16 protein-coding genes are annotated in these 23,750 nt (G+C 56.8%); 9 read left to right on the top strand and 7 right to left on the bottom strand.

The window, feature by feature from the left end:
* Window positions 1–462 precede the first annotated feature (462 nt).
* Both RBB77_RS21780 and RBB77_RS21775 read right to left on the bottom strand, forming a co-directional pair.
* Window positions 463–4,014 carry an NB-ARC domain-containing protein gene (locus tag RBB77_RS21780; protein WP_353063802.1) on the bottom strand — a complete coding sequence of 1,184 codons (3,552 nt, stop codon included), beginning with the start codon at window positions 4,012–4,014 and terminating at the stop codon, window positions 463–465.
* A 518-nt stretch (window positions 4,015–4,532) separates the two neighbouring features.
* On the bottom strand, window positions 4,533–4,883 hold the full coding sequence (locus RBB77_RS21775) for a WD40 repeat domain-containing protein (protein ID WP_353063801.1): 351 nt from the start codon (window positions 4,881–4,883) through the stop codon (window positions 4,533–4,535).
* Between the two features lie 330 nt (window positions 4,884–5,213).
* Here RBB77_RS21775 and RBB77_RS21770 point away from each other — a divergent pair, with 330 nt between their 5' ends.
* Window positions 5,214–6,002, top strand: coding sequence for a hypothetical protein (locus RBB77_RS21770; RefSeq protein ID WP_353063800.1), 789 nt, complete (start codon window positions 5,214–5,216; stop codon window positions 6,000–6,002).
* Between the two features lie 969 nt (window positions 6,003–6,971).
* Entirely contained in the window at window positions 6,972–8,336 is a 1,365-nt protein-coding gene (locus RBB77_RS21765; RefSeq protein WP_353063799.1) for a DNA polymerase domain-containing protein, read from the top strand.
* 30 nt (window positions 8,337–8,366) lie between these two features.
* Here the strand turns inward: RBB77_RS21765 and RBB77_RS21760 are convergent, their stop codons facing one another.
* Window positions 8,367–9,449, bottom strand: coding sequence for an ATP-dependent DNA ligase (locus RBB77_RS21760; protein WP_353063798.1), 1,083 nt, complete (start codon window positions 9,447–9,449; stop codon window positions 8,367–8,369).
* A gap of 332 nt (window positions 9,450–9,781) precedes the next feature.
* A complete protein-coding gene (locus RBB77_RS21755) occupies window positions 9,782–12,151 on the bottom strand; it encodes a winged helix-turn-helix domain-containing protein (protein ID WP_353063797.1) in 2,370 nt (789 codons plus the stop codon).
* Window positions 12,152–12,402: 251 nt separating this feature from the next.
* Here RBB77_RS21755 and RBB77_RS21750 point away from each other — a divergent pair, with 251 nt between their 5' ends.
* Complete coding sequence (locus RBB77_RS21750; protein ID WP_353063796.1) at window positions 12,403–12,975, top strand: hypothetical protein; 573 nt, start codon at window positions 12,403–12,405, stop codon at window positions 12,973–12,975.
* 307 nt (window positions 12,976–13,282) lie between these two features.
* Here the strand turns inward: RBB77_RS21750 and RBB77_RS21745 are convergent, their stop codons facing one another.
* The 3 genes from RBB77_RS21745 to RBB77_RS21735 form a co-directional block, all read right to left on the bottom strand.
* Entirely contained in the window at window positions 13,283–14,635 is a 1,353-nt protein-coding gene (locus RBB77_RS21745; protein WP_353063795.1) for a glycoside hydrolase family 6 protein, read from the bottom strand.
* A 529-nt stretch (window positions 14,636–15,164) separates the two neighbouring features.
* Window positions 15,165–15,395, bottom strand: coding sequence for a hypothetical protein (locus tag RBB77_RS21740; RefSeq protein WP_353063794.1), 231 nt, complete (start codon window positions 15,393–15,395; stop codon window positions 15,165–15,167).
* Window positions 15,376–15,984 (bottom strand): NAD(P)H-binding protein, encoded by a 609-nt coding sequence (locus tag RBB77_RS21735; protein ID WP_353063793.1) that lies wholly within the window; start codon window positions 15,982–15,984, stop codon window positions 15,376–15,378. Before RBB77_RS21735 ends, RBB77_RS21740 begins: the two co-directional genes overlap by 20 nt.
* A 1,609-nt stretch (window positions 15,985–17,593) precedes the next feature.
* On the opposite strand from RBB77_RS21735, the gene RBB77_RS21730 reads away from it, so the two are divergent.
* The 6 genes from RBB77_RS21730 (at window position 17,594) to RBB77_RS21705 (ending at window position 23,689) form a co-directional block, all read left to right on the top strand.
* Window positions 17,594–19,684 carry an immunoglobulin domain-containing protein gene (locus RBB77_RS21730; protein ID WP_353067689.1) on the top strand — a complete coding sequence of 697 codons (2,091 nt, stop codon included), beginning with the start codon at window positions 17,594–17,596 and terminating at the stop codon, window positions 19,682–19,684.
* 760 nt (window positions 19,685–20,444) lie between these two features.
* The gene (locus tag RBB77_RS21725; protein ID WP_353063792.1) at window positions 20,445–20,594 is read left to right on the top strand and encodes a hypothetical protein; all 150 of its coding nucleotides are present in this window, start codon (window positions 20,445–20,447) and stop codon (window positions 20,592–20,594) included.
* Window positions 20,595–21,562: 968 nt separating this feature from the next.
* Window positions 21,563–21,721: an SRPBCC domain-containing protein gene (locus tag RBB77_RS21720; protein ID WP_353063791.1), complete on the top strand. Its 159-nt coding sequence runs from the start codon at window positions 21,563–21,565 to the stop codon at window positions 21,719–21,721.
* Window positions 21,722–21,765: 44 nt separating this feature from the next.
* A complete protein-coding gene (locus RBB77_RS21715) occupies window positions 21,766–22,326 on the top strand; it encodes a DinB family protein (protein WP_353063790.1) in 561 nt (186 codons plus the stop codon).
* A 500-nt stretch (window positions 22,327–22,826) separates the two neighbouring features.
* A complete protein-coding gene (locus RBB77_RS21710; protein WP_353063789.1) occupies window positions 22,827–23,189 on the top strand; it encodes a hypothetical protein in 363 nt (120 codons plus the stop codon).
* A complete protein-coding gene (locus tag RBB77_RS21705) occupies window positions 23,129–23,689 on the top strand; it encodes an FAD-dependent oxidoreductase (protein ID WP_353067688.1) in 561 nt (186 codons plus the stop codon). The genes RBB77_RS21710 and RBB77_RS21705 overlap by 61 nt, the downstream gene beginning before the upstream one ends.
* Window positions 23,690–23,750: the final 61 nt, after the last annotated feature.

The raw sequence follows: 23,750 nt of genomic DNA, 5'->3' as shown, positions 1-23,750 counted from the left end.
GAACATCTCGCACGAACCCCAAACTGGCCACCAATACAAGAAAACGTCTGTTCCATTCTTACGCCCGTCGAAGCCGTTCGACAGGGAGTGTTTGAAAACGGAAAACGGTTCCATCTTTGGAAAACGGTTCCATCTTTATTGCAGACTCGAGCATAAATTGGGAAGACACCCCCTCCCTCTGTTTCCGGTCTGAACCCGTTCTGACGGGTCTTTATGGTCCGAACGAAAATTCAGACGAGCCGAAAACCTATGTAAAACCAAATACAAGCCTTGACGACCAGGGTCAGGCAATAGATCTTATCCCACGATCAGAGATATGATCTCACCGTGCCGCAGCCCGACGTGGAATACATCCATGAGTGGTTAGGCGATGATGCGGAAAGTGATAATCCTAAGCAAGTGAAATGGATCGTATTTCCAGGCAATCGCGAGTTGTACGCAAAAATCTTTCTCCGAACCGACTCAGTACGAATTATCCAGGCTCGCAAATTCAAGGGAAAGAAAGTGGAGCCGGCCCCCCGCGTCGCCAGCGATGATGGTTCGATAGTCCGCGAAGGCACAACACGGAGCCCTGGAGTCGCAGGTAAAGGTTGCGATACACTCGCCGCTCTCCACATCCCACACCTTGAGCGTACGGTCGCCAGAAGCGGAGACGGCGCGTCGCCCGTCCGCACTCAGCGCTACGTTTCGGACCTCGCCGGAGTGGCCGGTAAGGGTGCGCAGTTCCTGGCCGCTCTCCACATCCCACACCTTGAGCGTGCAGTCGTAAGAGGCGGAGACGGCGCGCCGCCCGTCCCCATTCAGCGCCACGTTCCTGACCGTATCGGAGTGGCCGGTGAGGGTGCGCAGTTCCTGGCCGCTCTCCACATCCCACACCTTGAGCGTTTTGTCGTCAGAAGCGGAGACCGCGCGCCGCCCGTCCTCACTCAGCGTCACGTTCCTGACCCAGCCGAAGTGGCCGGAGAGGGTGCGCAGTTCCTGGCCGCTTTCGACATCCCACACCTTGAGCGTGCAGTCGTAAGAAGCGGAGACGGCGCGCCGCCCGTCCCTACTCAGCACCACGCCACTGACCCAGCCGGAGTGGCCGGCGAGGGTGCGCAGTTCCTGGCCGCTCCCCACATCCCACACTTTGAGCGTGTAGTCGTGAGAAGCGGAGACGGCGCGCCGCCCGTCCTCACTCAGCGCCACGCCATTGACCTCGCCGGAGTGGCCGGCGAGGGTGCGCAGCTGCTGACCGCTTTCCACATCCCATACCTTGAGCGTTTTGTCGTCAGAGGCGGAGACCGCGTGCCGCCCGTCCCCACTCAGCGCCACGGCAAGGACCCAGCCTTCGTGGCCGGTGAGGGTGCGCAGTTCCTTGCCGTTCTCCACATCCCACACCTTGAGTGTACGGTCGTGAGAAGCGGAGACGACGCGCCGGCCGTCACCACTCAGCGCCACTCCATTGACCTCGCCGGAGTGGCCGGTGAGGGTGTGCCGTTCCTGGGCGCTCTCCACATCCCACACCTTGAGCGTGTAGTCGCCAGAAGCGGAGATGGCGCGCCGCCCGTCCCCACTCAGCGCCACGTTTCTGACCTCGCCAGAGTGGCCGGTGAGGGTGCGCCGTTCATGACCGCTCTCGATATCCCACACCTTGAGCGTTTTGTCGTTAGAAGCGGAGACGGCGCGCCGCCCGTCCCCACTCAGCGCCACGTCATTGACCTCGCCGGAATGGCCGGCGAGGGTGCGCAGCTGCTGACCGCTCTCCACATCCCATACCTTGAGCGTTTTGTCATCAGAAGCGGAGACGGCGTGCCGCCCGTCCCCACTCAGCGCCACGTTTCTGACCTCGCCGAAGTGGCCGATGAGGGTGCGCAGTTCCTGGCCGCTCTCCACATCCCACACCTTGAGTGTACGGTCGTGAGAAGCGGAGACGGCGCGCCGCCCGTCCCCACTCAGCGCCACGGCAAGGACCGCGTCGGAGTGGCCGGTAAGGGTGCGCAGTTCCTGGCCGCTCTCCACATCCCACACCTTGAGCGTACGGTCGTGAGAAGCGGAGACGGCGCGCCGTCCGTCCCCACTCAGCGCCACGGCAAGGACCGCATCTGAGTGGCCGGTGAGGGTGCGCTGTTCCTGGCCGCTTTCGACACCCCACACCTTGAGTGTACGGTCGTGAGAAGCGGAGACGGCGCGCCGCCCGTCCCTACTCAGCGCCACTTCATTGACCCAGCCGGAGTGGCCGATGAGGGTGCGGAGCTGCTGACCGCTCTCCACATCCCACACCTTGAGCGTATAGTCGCCAGAAGCGGAAATGGCGCGCCGCCCGTCCCCATTGAGCGCCACGTCACTGACCCAGCCGAGGTGGCCGGAAAGAGTGCGCAACAGTGCGGTGCCCGGCGGGTGGAGCGCGGGCGTCAGTGGCCGGAGCCAGGGTGTTCGCATGCCTTCAGCAACACGCCTCGTGAATTCCTCAATCGTCGGCATGTCCCGGTGGGGCAACAACCGTCCAAGCATCTGTGAAGTGAATTGGCTTGGATCTCGGGCTATCACGTTCGACGACAGCCTGACCGCCCCGCGGATCAGCTCCAGCGCCTCCTTGTCTGAGTGCTGCGCGCGCACATAATCCAGTTGCAGGTCGTGCAGGCGAATACTCTCGTCTGCGCCGTCGCTTTGTGTCAGCGAGCGGTCCACCAATTTCCGGCTGACGCGTCGTGCTTCAGGTCTGTCCACGTTCCACAGTGTTTCCAGAATAGGCAGTGGCGCGGCCATGTCCTCCAGCAACACAGCCAATGCCTTATACCGTTCCTGCATCTCTGGCTTTAGCGACTGGAAGCTAACCTCCACCGCCTTGAAGAAGCTCTGCTGCCCCTCGGGAAGCTGTTCCTGGATGGCTGACAGATCGGCCTTGCGCAGCAGGTCGAGCGTGTCCGTCCAAAACTCTGCGTTCGCGCCACGCAGCATGGCGCCGACCACCGAAAGCGCCAGTGGTAGCCGTCCGCACTCGGCGATCATGTCGTCCGCAGCCGGGGGCAATTCGGCAAGCGGCAGGTTCGCCCACGATGCCAGCAGCTCGCGCGATTGCGAAACATCCAGCAAGTTGGCGCGATGCTCGTGCGCACCGACAAACCGACCGATGGCAGCATCGCGGGTGGTGAACAGAAAACGGGAACGCGGTGACTCGGCAAGCAGCGGCTCGATGTCGGACTTGCTCCACACGTCATCCACCACGATGAGCGCCGCCTTGCTGGCGATGGTGGTGCGGTACTGATGCTCGCAAGCCAGAGCAGTGTTGTAGCCGCTGAGGTCGTCGCCTAGCGCCCTGGCGACCTCGCGCATTTCCTCAATGAAGTCGCGCTTCCTCTCTTTACCTGCGGTGATCCAGACGATGCCGTCGGGGAAGGCGCGCCGCACCACTTCGTCATCAGTGAGCGCCTTTGCCAGCACCGTCTTGCCGATGCCGCCCATGCCGGCCAACGAGGTGAGGGCGATGGGCTGGCGTTGGTCTTCAGCAAACAGCGCGTCGCGCAGCGCGTGCAAGGCTTCAGACCGTTCCAGGTAATTGGCCGCGCGCGGGGGAACGGTGAGGTAGGTAACGCGAGTTTTGCGGTAGGTGTCTGGCAGGATGGCGGTGGCGCCAGTGCGGATATCGGCCAGGAGTTCGCCGAGACGCACAACGTAGCTGGCCTCGTCGGTGAAGTCTCGATACTGCCGGGCATATAGGTACACCGGGCGGCCGGAACTCGTCACGGCCAGCACGGGAATAACGCGCTTACCGTGGTCGAGGGCGAGAAGCTGTTCCGCGCGGCACATTTCTGATGAATAAGAGCCCGGACTTAGCAGCGCGATCATGACTTGGCGCGTGTCGATTTCGCGCTCGATCTGCATGCTCCAAACTGCCCCGCCACCGATACGCTGCGCGTCGAGCCAAGCGTCGAAGCCATGCTTCGTTAGATCCGATTGCAGCCGCTGGGCGAGCGCAGCTCCGTCTTTGCGGGCATAGGAGATAAAGACGCGCGATGGTTCAAACAGTAGCATTTAAACTTACAGACCATTATGAGCGCATAAGGAAAGAGGACAAAGGACAAGCCACAAAGATAACTCAAGCAAAAATCACCAGCCCAAACTCCGTTTCTGGGCATGATGCCGATGTTGGATAGGTTGCGATAAAGGACGTCATCATTCCTTAAAATCGTCGCGTCAGCGGTACGAGACTGCCGCAACAAGGCCATTTACTGCCGATCTCGCACACGCTGAAGCTCGACTTCAGGCAATAAGGCGTAGCCTTACGAAGGGCCGCCAAATTTGCGGCTCTAAGTGGCTTGTAGAGTGATACGGATGTAGTGCAACGAAAATCCAGACGAGCCGAAAACCTATGCAAGACCAAATACAAGCCTTGACGACCAGCACCATTCGTAAATGGCTGGGTCAGGCAATAGATCTTATCCCACGATCAGAAATATGATCTCACCGTGCCGCAGCCCGACGTGGAATACATCCATGAGTGGTTAGGCGATGATGCGCAAAGTGATAATCCTAAGCCAGTGAAATGGATCCTATTTCCAGGCAATCGCGAGTTGTACGCAAAAAATCTTTCTCCGAACCGACTCCGGACGAATTATCCAGGCTCGCAAATTCAAGGGAAAGAAAGTGGAGCCGGCCCCCGCGTCGCCAGCGATGACAGTTTCAGAGTCCGCGAAGGCACAACACGGAGGCCTGGAGTCGCAGGTGAAGGTTGCGATACACGCGCCGCTCTCCACATTCCACACCTTGAGCGTATGATCGCCAGAAGCGGAAACCGCGCGCCGCCCGTCCGCACTCAGCGCCACGTTTCTGACCTCGCCGGAGTGGCCGGTGAGGGTGCGCAGTTCTTGGCCGCTCTCGACATCCCACACCTTTCCGTGCATATGATAAGAACACGCCGCTGCGTTCTTTTCCAGTCATCGAACAAATCTTGCTCAAGATTCAATTGGGTCACTACGTGCTTTCCTTCGCCAACTACGATATGAGAGCGAGGACTGAATCAAGCTGGCGCCCACAGTCATTAACGAGTGACCGGCGCTGATGCGCTGACCGTGGGTTAGGCTGTGAGTTCAGAAGGAAGGCACAGCTCAGAGACACAAGCGGAAGGGAGCCGGTCATGAAGGAAAAACTACATTTTTGGGGTCTGGATGTCCATGCCGAAACAATAGCCGAGCGCGTGGAATAACTGAACGTTTGTTCGGAAGGGAGCAGCAATGAACGCCTTCAAATGGGTTCTTATTGATTCAACCAAGGGTGCTGCCACGCAGGACGGCTCGAAGCTCACGCCTGCTGTCCTCAATCATATTGCGGAGGCAGTCCAAGACCAGGTCAAACAGGAGTTCGCAGCGGAGTGGGGTGCGCAAGCCACGATACGCGCGGGCGCCAACGCGAATGATATTCAGCCTGGTGAATGGGTCTATGGTTTTGTACCGATACTTCCAGACGCGCCCGGCGCAAGTGCATACCATGACATCAATAGCAAAGGTGTCCCCTTTTCCCTGTGCGCTGTTACCACCTGCGGCAGTCTCCTGGGTCCGACCGGCGTGAGCGTCGATGCCTCTCACGAGATTCTCGAAACAGCAGGTGATGAGGGTGCAAACCAGTTTGCCAACGATAACAAAGGTTCGCTGCACGCGTTGGAGATGTGCGACGCCGTGGAGGTTCAGACATACGGCAAGACCTGCAAGGACGGTACCGTCGTTCAGGTCTCGAATTGGCTGCTTCGAGCGTGGTTCGCTCCTGGGACGGCGGGTCCGTATGACTACATGTCTTCTGCGAAGATTGCCGGTGCCGTAGCGCCTCCTGGGCCGTTGCAAACTGCGCCTGGACACGGTGGTAACTATCAGATCATCAGCAAATGGGGTGGCGAGAAGCAAGTCACGGCCGCCGCGAGCCACATCGTAGGCACTCGGCGGAAGGGAAACGATCCTAATTGGAGTTCGCGGGCCGGCCGCCGGTTGAAGGAGATAGAGAGGATGGACCAAATCGCGCGAGCGATGTGAACAGATTTGGCTACTCGTGGAGTAATCGAGCACGATGGCAGCCATCCCTATGGCGAGCAAGACGGTTTGCATTTTTAGCGCGGCTGCCATACTGCTTGGCTTGAGCTGTAGCTTGTTGCGTCCCGAACCTCTTTCAGTTTAGTAAATCCAAGTGGTTGATGATGAAGGACAGTATCGTGTTTCAACAAAGGGGGATAGCAATGGATTCAGGGCTGATCCGGTTCCCCAGAAAGCCTTGACAACATCCCCAGCATCGCGGTCTCGCCGACGTTCTGCTGGGATGGCGCCATTAGCGGCCTTCGCCAGCTTGATCGAACTCATACAGACGCGCACCATCACACGCTCACGCGATCGCCTAACGCAAGAATATGGAGATTCGTTACCTCCCGCTCAGCTCCTCGTCTGACGATCAAGGCTCAAATGCCTTGAGGTCCGTAGAGCTTATGAGCTGTCATCTGAAAGCGCACGGTTGAATTTTCCTCAAGGATAAATCTTGATGGCGCTAAGACTTATAACTGAGTCATGGTGGGTTTATTCCCTGTGGTCTCAGTTATTTCTGAAACCCTCTCTATTGTGGGGATAGTTACTGGATCGCAATACCTGCATAATGAGCTGCTACGGGTGAAGCAAAATTCCTGGATCACGGGCTATACGGAAGTTACCCCCTCCTTGATCGGCTAGCTGGCTAACTTCCTGTTTGCCGAGCATCCACCCGGGACACGAAATAATGGCTGCTCGATGAGCGCATTGGCCTGTTAGCACCAAATGAGACTTTGCAAGCCGACTCATCCAAATCCACGACGTTGACCTCTAGGCGAACCGAAACTGCTGCCAAACGCGATGACGGATCTGCTGGCATTCCGGCTTATTTCTGAGGATGGAGGTCTAGCCAGCGCGCCTTTCTGCTCGGCATTCAACCACTCCTGGACCGGTGAAGCGCATCACACTGCAAGGGGCGAGGAGAATGCCATGGCGAGGACCGACGATGTAGAGTTGGTTGAGGTCGCGGGCCACACGGTGCGCATCAGCAGCCCGTCAAAGCCCTACTTTTCAAGGGGCGTCCGGCTGACAAAGCTGGACATCGTGCGCTACTTCCTTGCGGTCGCGCCAGGCGCGCTGCGCGGCATCGTGGATCGTCCCGTGGTCCTCAAACGCTTTGTAAATGGCGCGGAGGCGGAGCCCTTTTATCAGAAGCGCGCCCCCAGTGATCTCCCGGACTGGATGCGGACGGTGACCTTGTCCTTCCCGTCCGGTCGCACCGCAGACGAAGTGGTGGTGGATGAGGCCGCCGGTCTCGCCTGGATTGTGAACCTTGGTTGCATGGAGTTGCACCCGCACCCGGTTCGCACGGGAGACCTCGATCATCCCGATGAGCTGCGCGTGGACCTCGATCCGCAGCCCGGGGTCGGTTGGAACGACGTGCGCGCTGTAGCCATGGAGGTGAAAGCTCTACTCGACGAGTTGGGTCTGGTGGCGTGGCCGAAGACCAGTGGATCACGTGGTATTCACATCAATATCCGTATTGAAGCAAGGTGGAGCTTCACCGAAGTGCGCCGGGCCGCGCTGGCTCTGGCTCGCGCGGTAGAGAAACGATGTTCGTTGGCGAGCAGCAAATGGTGGAAGGAAGAGCGACACGGAATCTTTCTGGACTACAACCAGAATGCGAAAGATCGAACGACCTGCTCCGCCTTCTCGGTGCGGCCGCTGCCCGATGCGCGAGTGAGCACACCACTGCGGTGGGATGAAGTGATGAGATGCGATCCAGCGGACTTCACCGTGCTTACCATTCCGGATCGATTCGCGAAGATCGGTGACCCGCACGCTGCCATGGACGAACGTGCGGGTGTGCTCGATGCGTTGCTGACGATGGCTGAGCGGGATGAGGCGGAGGGTCTAGGCGATGCGCCGTGGCCGCCTCACTTCCGCAAGATGGAAGGTGAGCCTGCGCGTGTGCAGCCATCGAAGGCCCGCAGCTCCGGCAAGTCGAAGAGGGTGGTCAAAGCTGAAGGTGAAGAGGTTGATCCGGCAACCGCTCCTGTCGCGAAGAAAGGACGACGGCAGCCCACGATGCCCCTGATCGTGGTCGCACAGTCATCCGACAAGGCTGCGGCGGAAGCAGGGCTCGAGCGATGGAAGCAACAGCACTACGAAGCTGCGGCGCTGCTGGCACCGGATGACGTGCTGTTGGACCGCATGCGCGGGTCGGCGTATGTGTGGTATCGCATTCGTGTAAACCTGCGACATGTGCCGGAGACGCTGCGGCCCTCGCAGGATACGCCGGATCCGGACGATGACCCAACACGGGCGTGGCGCGGGACTAAAGAAAGGCCGTGAAGCGCTCGGTTGGAGCCTGTTGACTCGCGGCTAGGTTCGCTCCGGAAAAATGCTCATCAATTCCTCAGGCGGAATGACCTCGAGTTGCTCGTAGGTGCAGTCCATTGGAACCTTGTCAGGACGCCAGCGCCTGAAGTGCGCGAGGTGGCGGAAGCGTGTGCCCTGCATATGCTCATAGGCGACTTCGACCACAAGCTCAACGCGGAGCGGCACCCAGCTCAGGTCTTTGCCACCGCTCCATCGCGACTGGCCGCCGGGCATGCGACCGCCGGCATGTGCGTCCTCGCTTTTCCAGTCTTCCCAGGGATGGTTACGGAGCGCAGCTTCGCGATAGGGTGCGAGAAACTCTACCAGCTCCCTGCGTTTGGCGGCGGTAAAGCTGGCGCAGACCCCGACGTGCTGCAGCCTGCCGGAAGCGTCATGCAAGCCTAACAGTAGCGAGCCAACTGCGGTGCCTTCGCCATCCTTGTGCCACCGGAGGCCGGCGACAACGCAATCGCAGTCACGCTCGTGCTTGATCTTGAGCATGGTTCGTTTGTCTGGCGTATATGGCCCCGCGACGGGTTTGGCAATCACGCCGTCGAGCCCCGCCCCTTCGAAACGTGTGAACCAATCCTGCGCAATCGCGCGGTTCTGTGTTGCGGGCGTCAGATGCAGCGGCGCGTGCAAGTTCACAAGGGCTCGTTCAAGCTCGTCGCGCCGCACGGAGAAGGGCTCGTCGCGCAGGTCACGATCGTCAAGCTGAAGCAGGTCAAAGAAGACAATCGAAGCCGGAGATTGAGCAGCGAGGGTCTTCACGCGCGAGGCCGCAGGATGTATGCGTAGCGTCAAGGCGTCAAAGTCAAGACCGCCATCCCGCGCAATGACGATCTCCCCATCCAGGACGCATCGTTGCGGCAATAGCTTGAGCAGCGGGTCCCGCAGTTCTGGAAAGTAGCGATCGAGAGGCTTGCCGTCGCGACTTTGGAGGAGCATATCCTCTCCGTCGCGAAAAATAATAGCGCGAAATCCGTCCCACTTCGGCTCAAAGATCCATACGTCTGCATCGGAGGGGATCGTATCGACCCGCTTGGCGAGCATTGGCAGGATCGGCGGCGACAACGGTAAGTGCATGCTGTGTTGGATGCGGCTGTCCTTGTCGCGGTTGATCGCTATCTTTTCAGTGGCTTTTTGCTATATTCGCGCTCAAGCTGGCCACCTCCCACAGGTCGAGGCTTTGCAAATACGATTGTGTTTCGTGTTGCTCTGAGAAATGCCCGTTTCGCCCTTTGGACGGAGGAAGCTAAATCCATGTTCTCGGAGAGCGATAAATCGCCGATGCACTCAATAAGTGACTCGGCCTGTTATCACCAAGTGGGACCAGCGAGAATCGAGAGTTATCGATAGTGCGACTCTTCAGGCGCCATAAGCGATGAAGTACACCGGCCAATGCGGGATCCTCTTCGCTACCTCAATTTTCCGTACTCCGCTTTCGCCTGTTGCAAGACGGGAATATCAGGGTCCGCGTCCTTCCATAGCGTAAGGAAATCCTCATAGGCCGCCTTGGCCTTGGAGAGGTTGCCCTCTAACACATAAGCGCGGCCGAGGCCAAGATGGGCAAGCGCACCGATGGGTTGGTTCAGGACGAGGCCGCGATGGTCGAGGATTTTCTGGAACTCCGCGGCGGCTTCGCTACCCCGATGGGCAGCCAGATAGGCTTCGCCGCGCACAAAGACTGGAAACATTGCGGTCCATTCCAAATCAGTAGCTCTCGTCTCCCCAAGCTCATAAGGTGCCGAGGCCGCAAGATTCGAGATGGCGCCGGGAGCATCTCCTTTGTTGAGCGCGAGCCTTCCGCGGACGGTCGGCAGATAGTTGAACTGCACAATCGTGTCTTCCGGAAAACTCTTGTCCAAATCGTCGGCCAGCACCTTCGCTCGCGCGTCATCCCTGGTGTAGGCAAACACGAGCGCAGCAAAATACTGCAGATCGCGGCCGGTTGAGAGCTGCATTGCCAAAGTAGCGCGTCGCCGCGCTTCGTCGGTGTTGCCAAACCAGGCTTCTCTCAGCCCGGAGATGCCGGAGTAGACCGCAGGCGCATCTTTCTCTCCGGCGCGTTGGGCGCTATCCATCGCGCGACGGCTGAACTCGCGAGCTTCTCTGAGGTGCCCTGCGTAGGCGGCAGTATCGCCTTCCATACTCAAAATCTTGTGTTCCCAATTCGGTAGAGACTCCGCCCTTATAACGTGTTGGGCCATCGCCGCCGTATCGTTCTGCACGAATGCCAAAAAATACATAGCGGCGTCAATTTCGGAGGTATGTAATTTGCGTTCAAGAGCCTGCGCGTAGATCGCCTTCGCCTCATCGAAGCGATTCAGAGCGGTGTACGCACGAATGCGGAAAGCATAGGCGAGGGCAAAGTCAGGGCGCAGACGAACTCCCTCGGTGGATTCTTCGGCCGCTCTTTCATACTGTCCAACGACCGGCAAAACCGCCGCCGACAGGTAGATGTGCGGCATCTCTGAGCGCGGATAGTCTTGAATCCAGAGATCGCAGGCTTCAATGGCCTTTGGGATGTTGCCGGTGACTCCTTTATGGTAAGTGGCGGTAATCCAATACTTCTCCGCCTCACTGGACCGGTCGCGCAGTTCATAGGCCTTGGTGCGGTAGTCGACAGAGAGACCGGGTTGAAGGTTATCCGTTGCCTGGACGCCCAGGTAGGCGTAAGCGACCGCAAAGTTCGGGTCGAGTTCGACGGCACGTTTGAAAAACGGCGTTGCCGCATCCGGCTCTTTTGTCCTGAGAATGCGCATGCCGGAGCTATAAGCCTTCAGAGCCTGAAGCGAGGGTGTCGTCGCCTCCTCCAAAGGGATATCAAACTTCCGGATCGTGCTGAGAGACTCGCCCAGCTTGTTCCGCATCTCGACGGAGACCTTTCCAAGTGCATTGAGCACATAGTTCTCGTCGCTCGCCTGTGCCTCCGTGCTCGCCAGCGTCTCTCCGCTTTTGCAGTTGACCGCTTTGAGCGTGAGCAGATACTGCGTGCCAATCTTGCCGATCGAACCCTCGAGCACCGCGGCGCTCGCCGTCCGTTGGCATACCTCCCGCGCAGTCGCCTGTATCAGCTTTGCATCGGCGGATTGGCCCATCTGGCCGAGGGTCTGCTGGATCTTCTCGTCAGGGATAATGCTAAGGAAGGGTGACTGCTCCAATTGCACGGAGAGCCCCTGCCGCAGCGTGCCGTCAAAGACCGGGTCGCCGGTGGCGTTGGCAAAGTCCGCAAGTACGATCGTGTCCTTGTCCGTCAGCGCGTGTACCGTGTGAGGGAAAAACATCCTGCGGCCAGCAGCCAGTCCAATTCCAATCATCAGGATCGCGGCAACAGCGGCCACCCACCATCGAGCGGCTTTCGTGCCCGTCTTCAAACCCTCCACACTGTCGCGCCTTGCACCCTCGCTCCGTTTCGCTGCTTCTGGTTCTGCAACTTCAGAAGCCGCCTCTACCCTGCGTACTTCAGAGATGAGAAACCGATAGCCTCGCTTTGGAATCGTCTCGATGTATCGGGGATCGTCCGCGTTATCGTCCAACGCCTCCCTCAGCTTGCGAACCGCCACCCGAAGACTGCCGTCGAAATAGACAAACGTATCTCCAGACCAGAGACGGTCTCGAAGCTCCTCGCGGCTGACGACTTGCCCGGGAGTTTCAAGAAGCACGAGGAGGAGCCGGCAGGGTTGCTCCTGCAACCTTATCGGTCTCCCGTTCTTGAGAAGTTCACCCGAGGCGGCGTTTACCTCAAACGGGCCAAATCGATAGACGGTTCCTGGATGGGTTTGCACACCTGGGCGCCCCAAGCCGTAGAGCATCGATGAGGAGTCGAGTCTAACACCACGCTAACCGTGGTTCACAGGGCTTTCCTACTCGCCTGAGAGACATGAAGTTAGCAGTTAACAAAGACTTCACCAAGAGTTCTTTTGACCCTGAGGTCCGCTTGCGTTTTGATGTGCCTGCTGAACCCGGTTGGCCGCCCTTTTGGTTCCGCCGGTTATCTCACTCGAGGTATTACAAAATGCTAAAGCAGAAGGCACAAATGAAATACGTAGCGACTATGGCACTAATGCTCAGTCTAGGTGTCGCAACCGTCTACGCACAACGTTATCCCGTAAAGATGGCATATTCGGGAACCTCTGGCGCCAGCGCGATCAATCTGCAGCAGCCCGGCACGACTACTGGGGAAGAGAGTTTCGCCGGGAAAGGCGAACTGGGATCCTTTACATTTCTTCTGATAAGCGCCGAGACAACTTCTCCGCAGCAGCCGCCGCCTAGCACCTGCTCTGGCCCAACTAAGCTTTATTTCATAAGGGTGGCCGGCGCCGGCGTATTCCGCTTCCATGATGGCAGTCTCTTGAAGGTAAATCTCACGCAGGGAGCCGATTGCGTAGATCTCGCGGCCAACCATGGCATCTGTACTCTGACTCTTCAGATCACTGGTGGAACTGGCCGTTTCAAAGATGCGTCCGGCATCCTTACCTTAGCCGAAACGAACGTTCCGGTCTTGGCCGACGCTCTAAACAACCCCGTCTTTTTTGCGAGTACGGGCGAGTTTACCGGAACGGTCTCGGGAGTAGCCAGAGAGCAGGACCCCCAAGAGGAGCGGCAATAGGAAGTCATATCCTTGGTCGTTGCGTTCGCTCTGGGCTTAGCGGCCAAGGGGACCACTTTGGGCAACTGGGGTAAAAGGTCTCGCTGGGATGGTTGGAAGGACAAGTTTTTCAGTGTCGAGATTTCGGTGAGTGATAAATCGCCGAGTCACTCATCGATCAAGCGCCTATTCATACTTCCCGCAAATGTATCCGCTTTCCGCCAACGGAAAAAATTGAAATTACCTCCTGAGAGGTAGCGGGTGCAGAAACACGAAGGCCGCTACTTGAATAGAAGTAGCGGCTCTGTGCTGAGTGGGAAATAGCTGGCTAGCGGAGTGGAGGATTGGCACGTTGGGCAAGGTCGAGCGCCTGCTGCGGGAACCATGCACCTGCTATCGGATCGTCGAGTCCCCAGAGTGGATCGAAGGTAGCCTGTTGAGCAGCGGTGGTGGGCCATCCGGCAGGGCCATAGACGCTGTAGTCCCAGGCCCGCGCGCCACCCGCAGAGTCACAGGTGCCATCGGACTGGCCGGGCGTCTTAACCCATAGGTAAGCGTCCAGCAGCGCAATACCCGTCTTAGCCGTTGGAACGGCACCCAGACCCCGGGTAGGCGGATTACACCAATCTCCGTTGTTCAGTGTCGCTATCACGGTTGAGGGTTGATTGTAAGGCGGGTTGGCGTAGCTGGCTGCATTGAAGGGGCCTTGTCCATTGCGGCTCGTGTCGACGACGAAATGTGTGCTCGGGACTGCACTGCCCATGTTTTGCTGAAACCACTCGTCGGTGTACACCCAGGTGGTAATGTCGTCGGGGTTCACCGTGCCGAGCGGAGAGTAATACTGGCTGGCGCAATAAGAGTAGTTGCCAAGCCGCCACCCACCATCCGCAGGATTCATGCCGAAGGCGATGCAGGAGGAGACCCAGGTATCGAACTTCGACTCGTAGGTAGATAGATTGTAGTTCGAGACGTTCGAGAAGAAACCCTGCGCCTGTTGAACGCCAGCGGTGATCAGGCGCTGAGTAATCACAGGAACGGCCTGCCAATGGGCGTTGCCGCCGTCGATGTAGACGCTGGTCTGGGTCTCCTGCTCGAGCCTCGTGATCCCATAGTTGATCTGGGCGTAGCGGTTGGCGACCGCCTGCGGGATATCGACCACGGTGGGATCATAACCGCAGTCGCTGGGCAGGTCGGCGATTGCGTCAGGCTCGAGCATGATGACGACCTTCTGATTGCCAATGGCCCCGGCAATGGCGTCTATCCAGGCTTCATAGTCGGCCGTGTTCTCGGCACCGCCTGCGGAGTAGCTTCCGCAGTCACGTCCGGGAATGTTGTAAAGAACGAAGACTGGAATGGCACGCTGAAAGTTGGCCTGGCGCAGCGTACTCGTAACGGTAGTGGCGGTCTGTGCGGGGGTATTGCCCGTGAGCCACACAGCCTGTGGGGTAGCTTCCATCTCGGCGATCAGGAGAGCGTTTCTGAGTTGGAACTTCTCGAGCAGCCCGACCGCCTGTTGAATGAAACCATTAGCAGGTTGCGGAACGAAGAAACGGGCGCTTGCGGGGATGGCTTTGTCTGCCGGGGTCTGCGCGTTTGCGTTGGTTGCCAGGGACGTAATCGATAGCAGAGCGGCTGCTGCGAACACTCTGATGAGGATGCAACGGATGAAGCGATCATGCATGGGGAGCCTCCTGAGTCGCCTTCACGAACACACGCACAACGGATACCTGCTGGAGAACATGCGTAGTTTGAAGCGCGGTTCGGTGTACTAACTTATTTAGCTGGGCTGAGATTGTCAATTGGATCGAGACTAGTTGGCGCATACATCAAATGAAGTGAATATCTCGGGTGCCCCCTTCATGCAGAGAGCCGCGCTCCGAGTGTGTCGCTCGGTTAGTTTCGGCTTGAAGATCAATTGCACCGAAACGCCGAGGAGGTGCTTAAGGAACACCTCGATTGAGTGCATTGGTCTGTTATCGCCACTGAGGGCTAAACAGGTCATCATCAGTAAATAGAAGCCCACTTATCAGCACATCCATTACTTCTAGGTAGTTTGTCTTGGAGGTTTCCTAACTGCGTTCACACCCCGATGAATCACGTCACCGCGCCAGCAACACGGCCATATAAACCTACCAAACGCAACGACGCGCCAGCAGCCTCGAAGCCGCTGGCGCGCAATCGTCTCCCGTTAGTACTTCATCGCTTCCAGGTCAGCAATCAACCCGGGCCCCGTCGGCGTCCACCCCAACCGCTCCCGCGTCAGTTTGCTCGAAGCAGACAAATCCATGCCCCGCAAACATCGCCATCCATCCAAAGTATTCCTTCGCCTCTTCGAGCGTGAGACTCTTGACCTCCTGCTTCAGGCCCTTGGCAGTTACTTCCGCAATTTCCTTCGCTGTGATGCCTTCTTCCGCAACCGCGTTATACCGGCTGCCCGCCACATTCTTCTCTAACGCCAAACGATATAGTCGCGCCACATCGTTCACATGCGCCGCTGGCCAGCAATTCTTGCCCTCGCCGAGATACGCCGTAAAACCCTTCTCCCGCGCGATCGCGATCGTGTACGTCACCAGTCCTTGTTTCACCGTCGTGCACCTGCGGCAGTCGAATCACCGACACGCTGACACCCTTTTCGCTCGCCGCAGCGCCTGCCAGCTCCGAGCCGATCCGCGGATTAGGATGCTCGGTATCAAACTGATCTTCCGTCGCAAGCTTTCCGGGCCCATTGCTGCCTACCCCCGTGCCCGACGTCACAAGGAACGGACGCTTCGATCCAACCAGCACCTCTCCCATAGCAATAATCGCGTTCTTATCGTCCTCGCAATTTTTCACGAACTGAGAGAAGTCGTGGTTCATCGCACAGTGAATTACGCCATCCGCATTCTCCGCACCCTTCCGCAAACTGTCCAGGTCCTCGATGTTTCCGTGATGCACTTCGACACCCGATGCTTGTAGCTTCTTCGCGCCTTCTTCTGACCTCGTCAGCCCAAGCACGGTGTATCCCGCGCCCATCAACTCCGGAATGTGCATTCACTTCCACGATTCGTCCGTTGCCGCTGACGGTATCGGCAATGAATGTGTCGCCTGCGGAATCCACCACGATACCGGAGGGAGAGCTCAGGGAAATACTTCCACCCGTGTTGATCGTTTGAACATTCCCCTGAAAGGTCAAACTGAACGACGCATGGGAAACTTGTGCGACGGTGAGAAGAAACAGACAAGCCAGAGCCGACGCAACGCTGCGTAGTCGCAAACCTAAGAACAACATGGAGTTAGCCTTCGGGCGGAGTCAGATCCGCAAAAAATAAATTGTGCCGTTTTGTTTGTATCGGCGCCCAAATGCTCTCAGCATGACCCATAAGTTGTAGAAGGTTGTATCGTGGCAATTCTTTACCCATTTCGGGAAATACAGGCCAGGTTGCAATCCATCATGAACCTGAGATTCGATTGTCGCGCACGAGATTCGCCGCTCCGTCAAAGACGTGCCGAGAACGAACTTGGATAGGTGTACTGATGGAGTGTTTCGACTTAATCGTTGATAAATCGCCAATGCGCTCACCGACACCGGATTAGTAACGATGTCGGTTTCTCGTCAGTTATTCATTGCTTCGCACAATACTGGGAGCAAGACCGGTGAGCGATACAAATAGATCGGCAACGTGTATCGACACCAAGGCTGTCACTGATTGCCATAGTGAAGAGGAGGGAAGCAAAAAGTCTGTGCTAGATATCAGCTCAATCTTCCCAAATTACCAATACAAATTCCCTGATACCGAGGAATTAATTCCCTGTTTTGTGTATCACCTATAAAGGTTCTCTAGCGGAAAACCGATCTTATTCAAGGGAATATTGGCCGCTGTGGCATCCTGACTTCAGGATAAACCCTTGAAACACCCTGTATTTTTCCCTGTTGACGGGAATTCGGACGGTGAGCGGCTCGCATCAGACTGCGTCCACCGCCATTTTGTCTATCGGCTTTCGGAGTAGCGATTCGCTGCAGCAGAGATCAGCGGAAATCCCCATAAAATTTAGTTTTGTTTAGCGAGCTTTATTTCGGGAGAGTTGCGGTCCGAGCCGCCTGACCTGCTTGGGAAATATCTCCGGACTTGCCGGCTGGAGAAAATATTGGGCTAATTTGCATCGCGATTGGGAACAGCTATAAGAAGTCGGTGGAACCTGAAGACCGCTTAGACCATGTTAGAGCTGAGGAAGACTTTCTCCCACATGAGGAGGACCGTTAGGGAAGCTCAAGTACGAAGTCTAGGTCGAATTGGCCATTCTCCGTCCCCCTGTGAGCTGCCTCGGGATAGTCACCGTGACGATGATCAGGGTATCCGAGTCGATGGAACCTTCGATAGAGGTGGCGAGAGAGTACGGTAGGTATACTAAACTCAAAGTCCTTCAGGCTGTCTTTGCTGGAGATTCACCTTTTGCTCGTTGTGCCCGGTCGGCACGTTGGCCTCTTCCGAATGTGTCGAGCCGTCTGCCACAGTGATAGATTCGAACTGAATTTTTTGCAACCCTGTTTAGGAGCCCGATGCTCAAAGTAGCTGCATCTCTTACCTCGCTTTTCGCTTTGTCACTTTTTACTTGGCGTCGCGGCATTTTGAGTGGCGCGCGACGATCAAGCCGCTTAGTGATGCTCCGGTCGGGAGGCATCCAGCTTCTCGCCGCCACCCTGGCGCTTCTGGTGATGACAGCCTGCGGCGGCGGAGGAAAGAGTACCCCCTCCTCTGGTCAACTTCCCACCATTACGCAGCAACCCGCGAATCAGACTGTGACTGTGGGACAGACTGCAACGTTTAACGTGACCGCCACCGGAACCGGGCCACTCACTTATCAGTGGTTCGGCAGCGGAACAGCGATCGCTGGAGCCACTTCAAGCACCTACACCACCCCTGCAACGGCGGTCGGAAACAACAATTCGCAGTTTACGGTGACTGTAACCGATACTGCTGGATCGACCAAAAGCAATCCTGCCACGCTTACGGTGATTCTTAGCTTGCCAGTGATTACGATGCAACCCGCGAGCGTCAATGTTTGCAACAACGCCTCGGCAACGCTGTCCGTAACAGCAACGAACGCAACTTCCTATCAGTGGTCCTTCAATGGATCGCCTATTGCAGGAGCCACCAGTTCGAGCTACTTCATCGCCAGCGCCACTACAATCGATGCCGGCAGCTACACCGTAACGGTTACAAATGCTTCGGGCAGCGTCACCTCACAAGCGGCCACGGTCCTGGTAGGAACGTCTATCACGTCGAATCCTGCGAGCCTTTCGATCGCTCAGGGCCAGACCGCCGCATTTTCCGTTGCGGCCGCGGGAGGCGCTCCCTTTAGCTACCAGTGGTACGCAATCGCTCCCGGTAGCACGACTGGAGTAACAATCGCCGGTGCCACCTTGAGCACCTATACGACTCCGGTTGAGGGAATTAGTTCTAACGGCTCACAATACTACGTCACGCTGACAGATACCTGCGGGAAGGTCCTTACCAGCACCTCGGCTACCCTCACAGTCACGCTGGGCAACGTGCCGCCCACAATCATCACGCCACCTGTCGGTCAAACCGCATCCATTGGTAGCACCCCTACCTTGTCCGTAACCGCTGTCGGACCTCCTACACTCACCTACCAGTGGTATCGCATCCCTGCGGGAAGCATCACCGGTACCGCGATCTCGGGCGCAACCGCGGCCTCCTACACCGTGCCAGCGACAAATACTACTGTCAGCAACGATCAGGATGGCTACTATGTCATCGTATCGAACAGTTACGGGCAGGCGGCCTCTCAACCCGCCATTCTTGCGATTGGTACTGGAATCCAGATCACCCAGCAGCCCGTGACCGTTTACGTCAGCGCGGGAGGATCGGCTACGTTCTCAGTTACCGCTACTTCTACCCTCCCACTGAACTATCAATGGTTTGAGGCCGCGCCCGGAAGCTCCAGTTTCTCCGCAATTTCAGGCGCGACGGGTGCGACCTATACGCAGGCTTCGACCGCCACCACCGACTCCGGCTCGGTCTTTCATGTCGTCGTCAGCAACGGATCTACTGCTTCTGTCACCAGCAGCTCAGCTTCAATTTTTGTTGGAGCTCTAACCAGTATCGGTAGTCTCTGCTCTGGGTGGCTCCCGCTTGGTAATGCCCTTCCTGCTTCATCTTCCTGCACGATCCAACTTTCCGCAGCTACGAACAATCAGGTCGGCGGGATCGTCTGGCCGAACCTCATCTCCACGGGCAACCTTCAACTCAGTTTCACCTTCACCACTAATGATTCGACCAGTCCCCCAGCGGACGGCTTCGCCATGACCTTGGGTGACCCTTCTCTAGGAGCGACGATCACCAAGATCGGATCGGTCGGGAGCGGGCTGGGAGCTGATGGAATCCCCGGAGTTGTGTTCGTCTTCGATGATTACCGTGATGTCAACGATCCACCTGTTCCTTACATTGCTGTGGGTAGAGGAGAGACTGCGCTGTGGCAAAGCCCCTACTTCAACCTCAATGGAAATATCCCTCCCCTCGCCACCGCAGGGACCACGGTATCGCATGCTTATGTCGTCTCTATCGTGCAGGGAAAGATCACTGTCACGATGGATGGCCTGCAGCTTTTTTCAGGCAGCGTCGCTGTCCCTCCTGTCGCCTACCTCTACTTCAGCGCATCCACCGGCAATTTCAATGAACAGACGGTCATCAGCAATCTCTCAGTCACTGTTACCGCACCGTCAAACTAACACAGATTAATTAGGCCTTCCCAAACAATTTCTCTCTTTCTTGCTGATTTCGGCGGTCTTATTTGCGCTACGACGTCATTTGCGCTATGGTCGTGGTGACGCGATGTTGACGAAGACTCCAACGCGGCTTTCCTTTTGTTGTCCTTGTCTGGACTAACGCCTAAATTTGCGCGCGCATTTTCACGTGAAGCGGGTAGACACGTTTCATATCATGCATGATCCTCTCGGCGCCGTATGGCTGAGTCTTCCCCAATCGAGGAGCATTCCATTGGCGAAATGCCGTGTCGCGTGTTGAGTTGGAAATGTTTCCCAACATATCCATGGGTTGATCGCGTACTGCACCTCGTACCACCCAGGTGGGCACATAAGAAAGGTCGGACGATGAAATTGTGTGGAGAGCAATATCTCATCGTTGTGCCGATGCACTTCTGGATTTGGCCCTGGCGCGAGCGGTTGGCGCTTCTGAACTGCTTTGAATTGCATGGTTACATTCCTTGTGTAGTTATCACGACACTGTACGAGTCGCTGCGCTAGGCAGCATCGATCGCGGAGATACAGTGCGAACAACAACCGACGAGTGTTGCATTGCGACTTGTCGGAAGGAAGACCGAAGCAACGGTTAGGTACGGACGAGCAGAATTTGTGAAGCGCCACATCGAGGTCGGCAATACGATCTTCAAAGGTACTACCGTGAAAAGCTCCATTGCGAAACTGCGTCTCATTCGTCCGGACCGTTGCCATCGCGGACGTAAGCGGAGAGATGAACGGCTTTCCAACGCCTCCCCCCGCAGGTGTGCCCGTTGGAGCGGATGGAGTGTTGCATTTCAAGCTGCTCATGGTCCTCATCAAAGAACACGGTGTCTGGTGGATCACGGAATACCATAACGTCGCCGTCACGCCTGAGGCGTAAGCGACTTTTTGCCCTATTGGGCCTGTAAGAATGATGCTGCTTAAGTTACTTCCCGCAAAGTCCGGTTATCGGCAAGTTAGGTCCAAGTCGCCGATAACCCCGGTTCCCGGGAACTACCTCTCGGTGAACTCTCGCATCCTTTATTGTTCAAGCGAGGACGTCTTGAGCGCGCGGGCTGCGTTCGCCCCTGTTTGGCCATACAAGATAGCAGAGTTGAACAATGACCACCGGTGCGAGAACCAGAGCCAAGTAGATGTCTACGGGCCAGAAGAATCGAACGGGTACGCTACAAAGACACCACGCCAACCAATTTGCAATGAAGTAGAGCCATAGAGCGAATATGCAAAGACGAACCGACCTGAAGGAGAGCATGAAAAGCGGAAACCCGCTGACCAAAGCAAACTCCAACAAGCCATCTTTCCAAGTTCCAGGCGGAACCGTCAGACCCATAATCGCGAGGCAGCCATAGAGAGACAAGCCAAGTAGGAGCAGCCCCGCAAGGAACATTCCAACTGCAACAAGAGGTTCTTTCGGTGACGTGGTCAGATGGATTGGAGCGGAGGATTGCTTCGATGGCTTTCGTATCCTCGGACGAGACTTGAAACGAGTTGACCTGAGCGTTGAGGCGCGAGTAATTCCCGGAGAAAGCAACTGGACAAAGCATGGCGAATGCTAGTTTCGTACGTTGTCTCATAGTTGTCCTCGAGAGTGAATTCTTTGAGCAAAGCTGAGGCGTGAAGTCTATCACGCGTCTCGCTTTGCAATGCGATCCGTATTCCCGGCAAACGGGGTTGTGTGACAGATATGGGGATCGAATTTTTGCCGAAAAGCTGACTTTGCCGGAACTACGAAGTTCAGTTCCGCTAAGCCAGGTTGAGTTATCGATAGTCAATGCGCGTGTGATGTTCGCTCTGTTGTAAGCTCATTCCGATGACGAAGAAGACTAGGCCATCGATGGCGCATATGACGTGGTCACGTTTGAGGACCTTGGAAACGGCCAGACGAAACTGACCTTCGTCGGAAACGAGACCATTGAGGACGCGAATGAGAGTGGTCAACTGGAGGGCTGGAACCAGGTACTCGATAAGCTTGCCGCAGTTTTTACGGACCTGGCGCAGGCGAAATAAGAAACTGAAGCTTTGATTCACGAAACTCAATCGTGGAGGAAGAAATGAAAAGAACACCGTTTCTCGCTATCGTCCTGCTGGCATTAGCATTTCCCACCCATGCCCAGGACGCGATGAAGAAAGATGCAGCCGTCAAACCTGCAGATCCGGAATTGAAAGTCGTGCTCGATTCCTGGAATGAGATTGGCCGCAAGCTGACGGCGATGGCCGAAGATTTTCCCGAGGACAAATACGACTTCAAGCCGACACCCGCGCAGCGGAGCTTCGCCGAGCAGTTGCTGCACGCGGCGGGTTCATGCTACTACTTCACGAATCCTGCGATGGGGCAGAAACCTCCCGCGGAAGATCCGAAGCGAGAGCAATACAAGTCCAAGGCCGACATCGTTGCGTTCGTCAAGAAGTCCTTCGCCGATGGCGCAACCGTGATCCAGTCGAAAGGCGAAAAAGGCCTGATGACGGAGGTTGTTTATTACCCTCAGCAGAAAGCGCGCGTTATCGACATTGCATACGGCATCATCGAGCATAGCGGAGAACACTACGGCCAGCTCGTTGTGTACTACCGCCTCGCAGGTCTTGTGCCGCCGGAGTCGCGGCCCAAGAAGTAAAGCTCAAGAGACCAGGTACCCCGTCCTTATCGCGCGCCGTCTGCGCGAATGGGCGGGGATTTTGGTTCTTGGGACCTTTAGTATTCAATGCGCCGCGCGGCATATGGATATCTCTGCTTTCGTTCGTTGCAAGATTTGGGGTTCGGTCGCCGCGCCGACCGTCTCGCCGTCCAGTGCGTATTCCACAATGAGGAAGAAACTCGCTCTGAGTTTCTGTCGTTGATTCGCCAGCGCCCCAACGGTGTCATTACTTCGCCTGGATAATCGTACAGCTCACGCAAAACGGGTTTCGGCAAAATGCGCTTTGTTGTTTGAGGCTGGCATTTACGCGCGGTCATCTGTCCAGTGGGGACATTCGAATATCAGAGTTAGGCTGTCGTAGCCGCGAATACGCCAGCACCGTTTCGGCTACTTCTGCTATATCATGCGGACAAGTATATTCGTAACCTTGCGATAACTGGCGGCCGCGCTAAAGCCTGTCATTCCCGCGAAACGAGGTTATGGGAAACTACGATTTTGAACTTGCCGCAAAGCTGACTTTTCAGGCAGTACGCGGAAATCACTTCCTGCAGATCGAGGAACCCACGAAGACGCCCTATCTTCCGACCTTAAAGCACTGGCGAGATCCTGAAAAAGACACTTTATCTCCTGCTATGACCTACCCTTGGTGTAGCGGGAAATACTACGTGATCACTGCTGCAGAACTGGCGCCCATTCCTCTCTTCGCCGTCCTGGACGAACCCGCGCGCCAAAGACTCGCACAAAAGGCTGCGCATATCCGCGTGGAAACGGTGATTGGGTCATACGCGAAGGCGAGGACCCTCGATTTTTTGTCGTTCTCGAGGGCTTACTGCAGCTATTGAAAGATATTGTGGGACAACGCCGGGAGCTTGAGCAACTCAAGGCGGGCGAGTTTTTTGGCGAGATTCCAATTCTCCTTATCGCGGAGATCGCGGGGAAGGGCAACATTCGGATCGAATCATGGACAGAAGTTACAGAAGTACTTGGTGGAGAGCGACTGGCGCGGATCGTAACTACCACTCGTGAACGAATTTCCACTACGCGTAGTGCCGATGCGTTGTTGCTGATGATCGGCGCGACCGCGAACACATCCTGGCTTCCGCCGACCCTGGAGCGTGATGCCAAAGGCTATATTTACACGGGAAGAGACCTGACCGCGTGGCCTCTTGATCGAGAGTCGTTTCCCATGGAGACAAGCCTTCCGGGCGTATTTTGCGCTGGCGACGTTCGTCACGGTTCGATCAAACGTGTAGCCAGCGGTGTGGGCGAAGGCAGCATGTCGATCGCGTTCATCCATCAATATCTGGCGCTCACCGGCGGGCCTGATCTTACCCGCGTTTGAAATTCCAAGACCCTTTGGATTAGTGGGCCAAGCGGAAAGAGGCGGGGGATGCAACGCCCCG

Origin of the sequence: Tunturibacter psychrotolerans (genome assembly GCF_040359615.1) — a bacterium.
Classification (GTDB): Bacteria; Acidobacteriota; Terriglobia; order Terriglobales; family Acidobacteriaceae; genus Edaphobacter; species Edaphobacter psychrotolerans.
The sequence above is the reverse complement of the archived record's forward strand: the minus strand, read 5'-3'. Positions and strand labels throughout refer to the sequence as shown.

Excerpts from the sequence above, each read along its gene's own strand:
- RBB77_RS21710 (WP_353063789.1), top strand. The coding sequence starts at position 22,827 with ATGGGAAACTACGATTTTGAACTTGCCGCAAAGCTGACTTTTCAGGCA.
- RBB77_RS21725 (WP_353063792.1), top strand. The coding sequence starts at position 20,445 with ATGAACGGCTTTCCAACGCCTCCCCCCGCAGGTGTGCCCGTTGGAGCG.
- RBB77_RS21765 (WP_353063799.1), top strand. The coding sequence starts at position 6,972 with ATGGCGAGGACCGACGATGTAGAGTTGGTTGAGGTCGCGGGCCACACG.
- RBB77_RS21775 (WP_353063801.1), bottom strand. The coding sequence starts at position 4,883 with ATGCACGGAAAGGTGTGGGATGTCGAGAGCGGCCAAGAACTGCGCACC.
- RBB77_RS21745 (WP_353063795.1), bottom strand. The coding sequence starts at position 14,635 with ATGCATGATCGCTTCATCCGTTGCATCCTCATCAGAGTGTTCGCAGCA.
- RBB77_RS21735 (WP_353063793.1), bottom strand. The coding sequence starts at position 15,984 with ATGCACATTCCGGAGTTGATGGGCGCGGGATACACCGTGCTTGGGCTG.
- RBB77_RS21770 (WP_353063800.1), top strand. The coding sequence starts at position 5,214 with ATGAACGCCTTCAAATGGGTTCTTATTGATTCAACCAAGGGTGCTGCC.
- RBB77_RS21780 (WP_353063802.1), bottom strand. The coding sequence starts at position 4,014 with ATGCTACTGTTTGAACCATCGCGCGTCTTTATCTCCTATGCCCGCAAA.
- RBB77_RS21760 (WP_353063798.1), bottom strand. The coding sequence starts at position 9,449 with ATGCACTTACCGTTGTCGCCGCCGATCCTGCCAATGCTCGCCAAGCGG.
- RBB77_RS21730 (WP_353067689.1), top strand. The coding sequence starts at position 17,594 with ATGCTCCGGTCGGGAGGCATCCAGCTTCTCGCCGCCACCCTGGCGCTT.
- RBB77_RS21750 (WP_353063796.1), top strand. The coding sequence starts at position 12,403 with ATGAAATACGTAGCGACTATGGCACTAATGCTCAGTCTAGGTGTCGCA.
- RBB77_RS21715 (WP_353063790.1), top strand. The coding sequence starts at position 21,766 with ATGAAAAGAACACCGTTTCTCGCTATCGTCCTGCTGGCATTAGCATTT.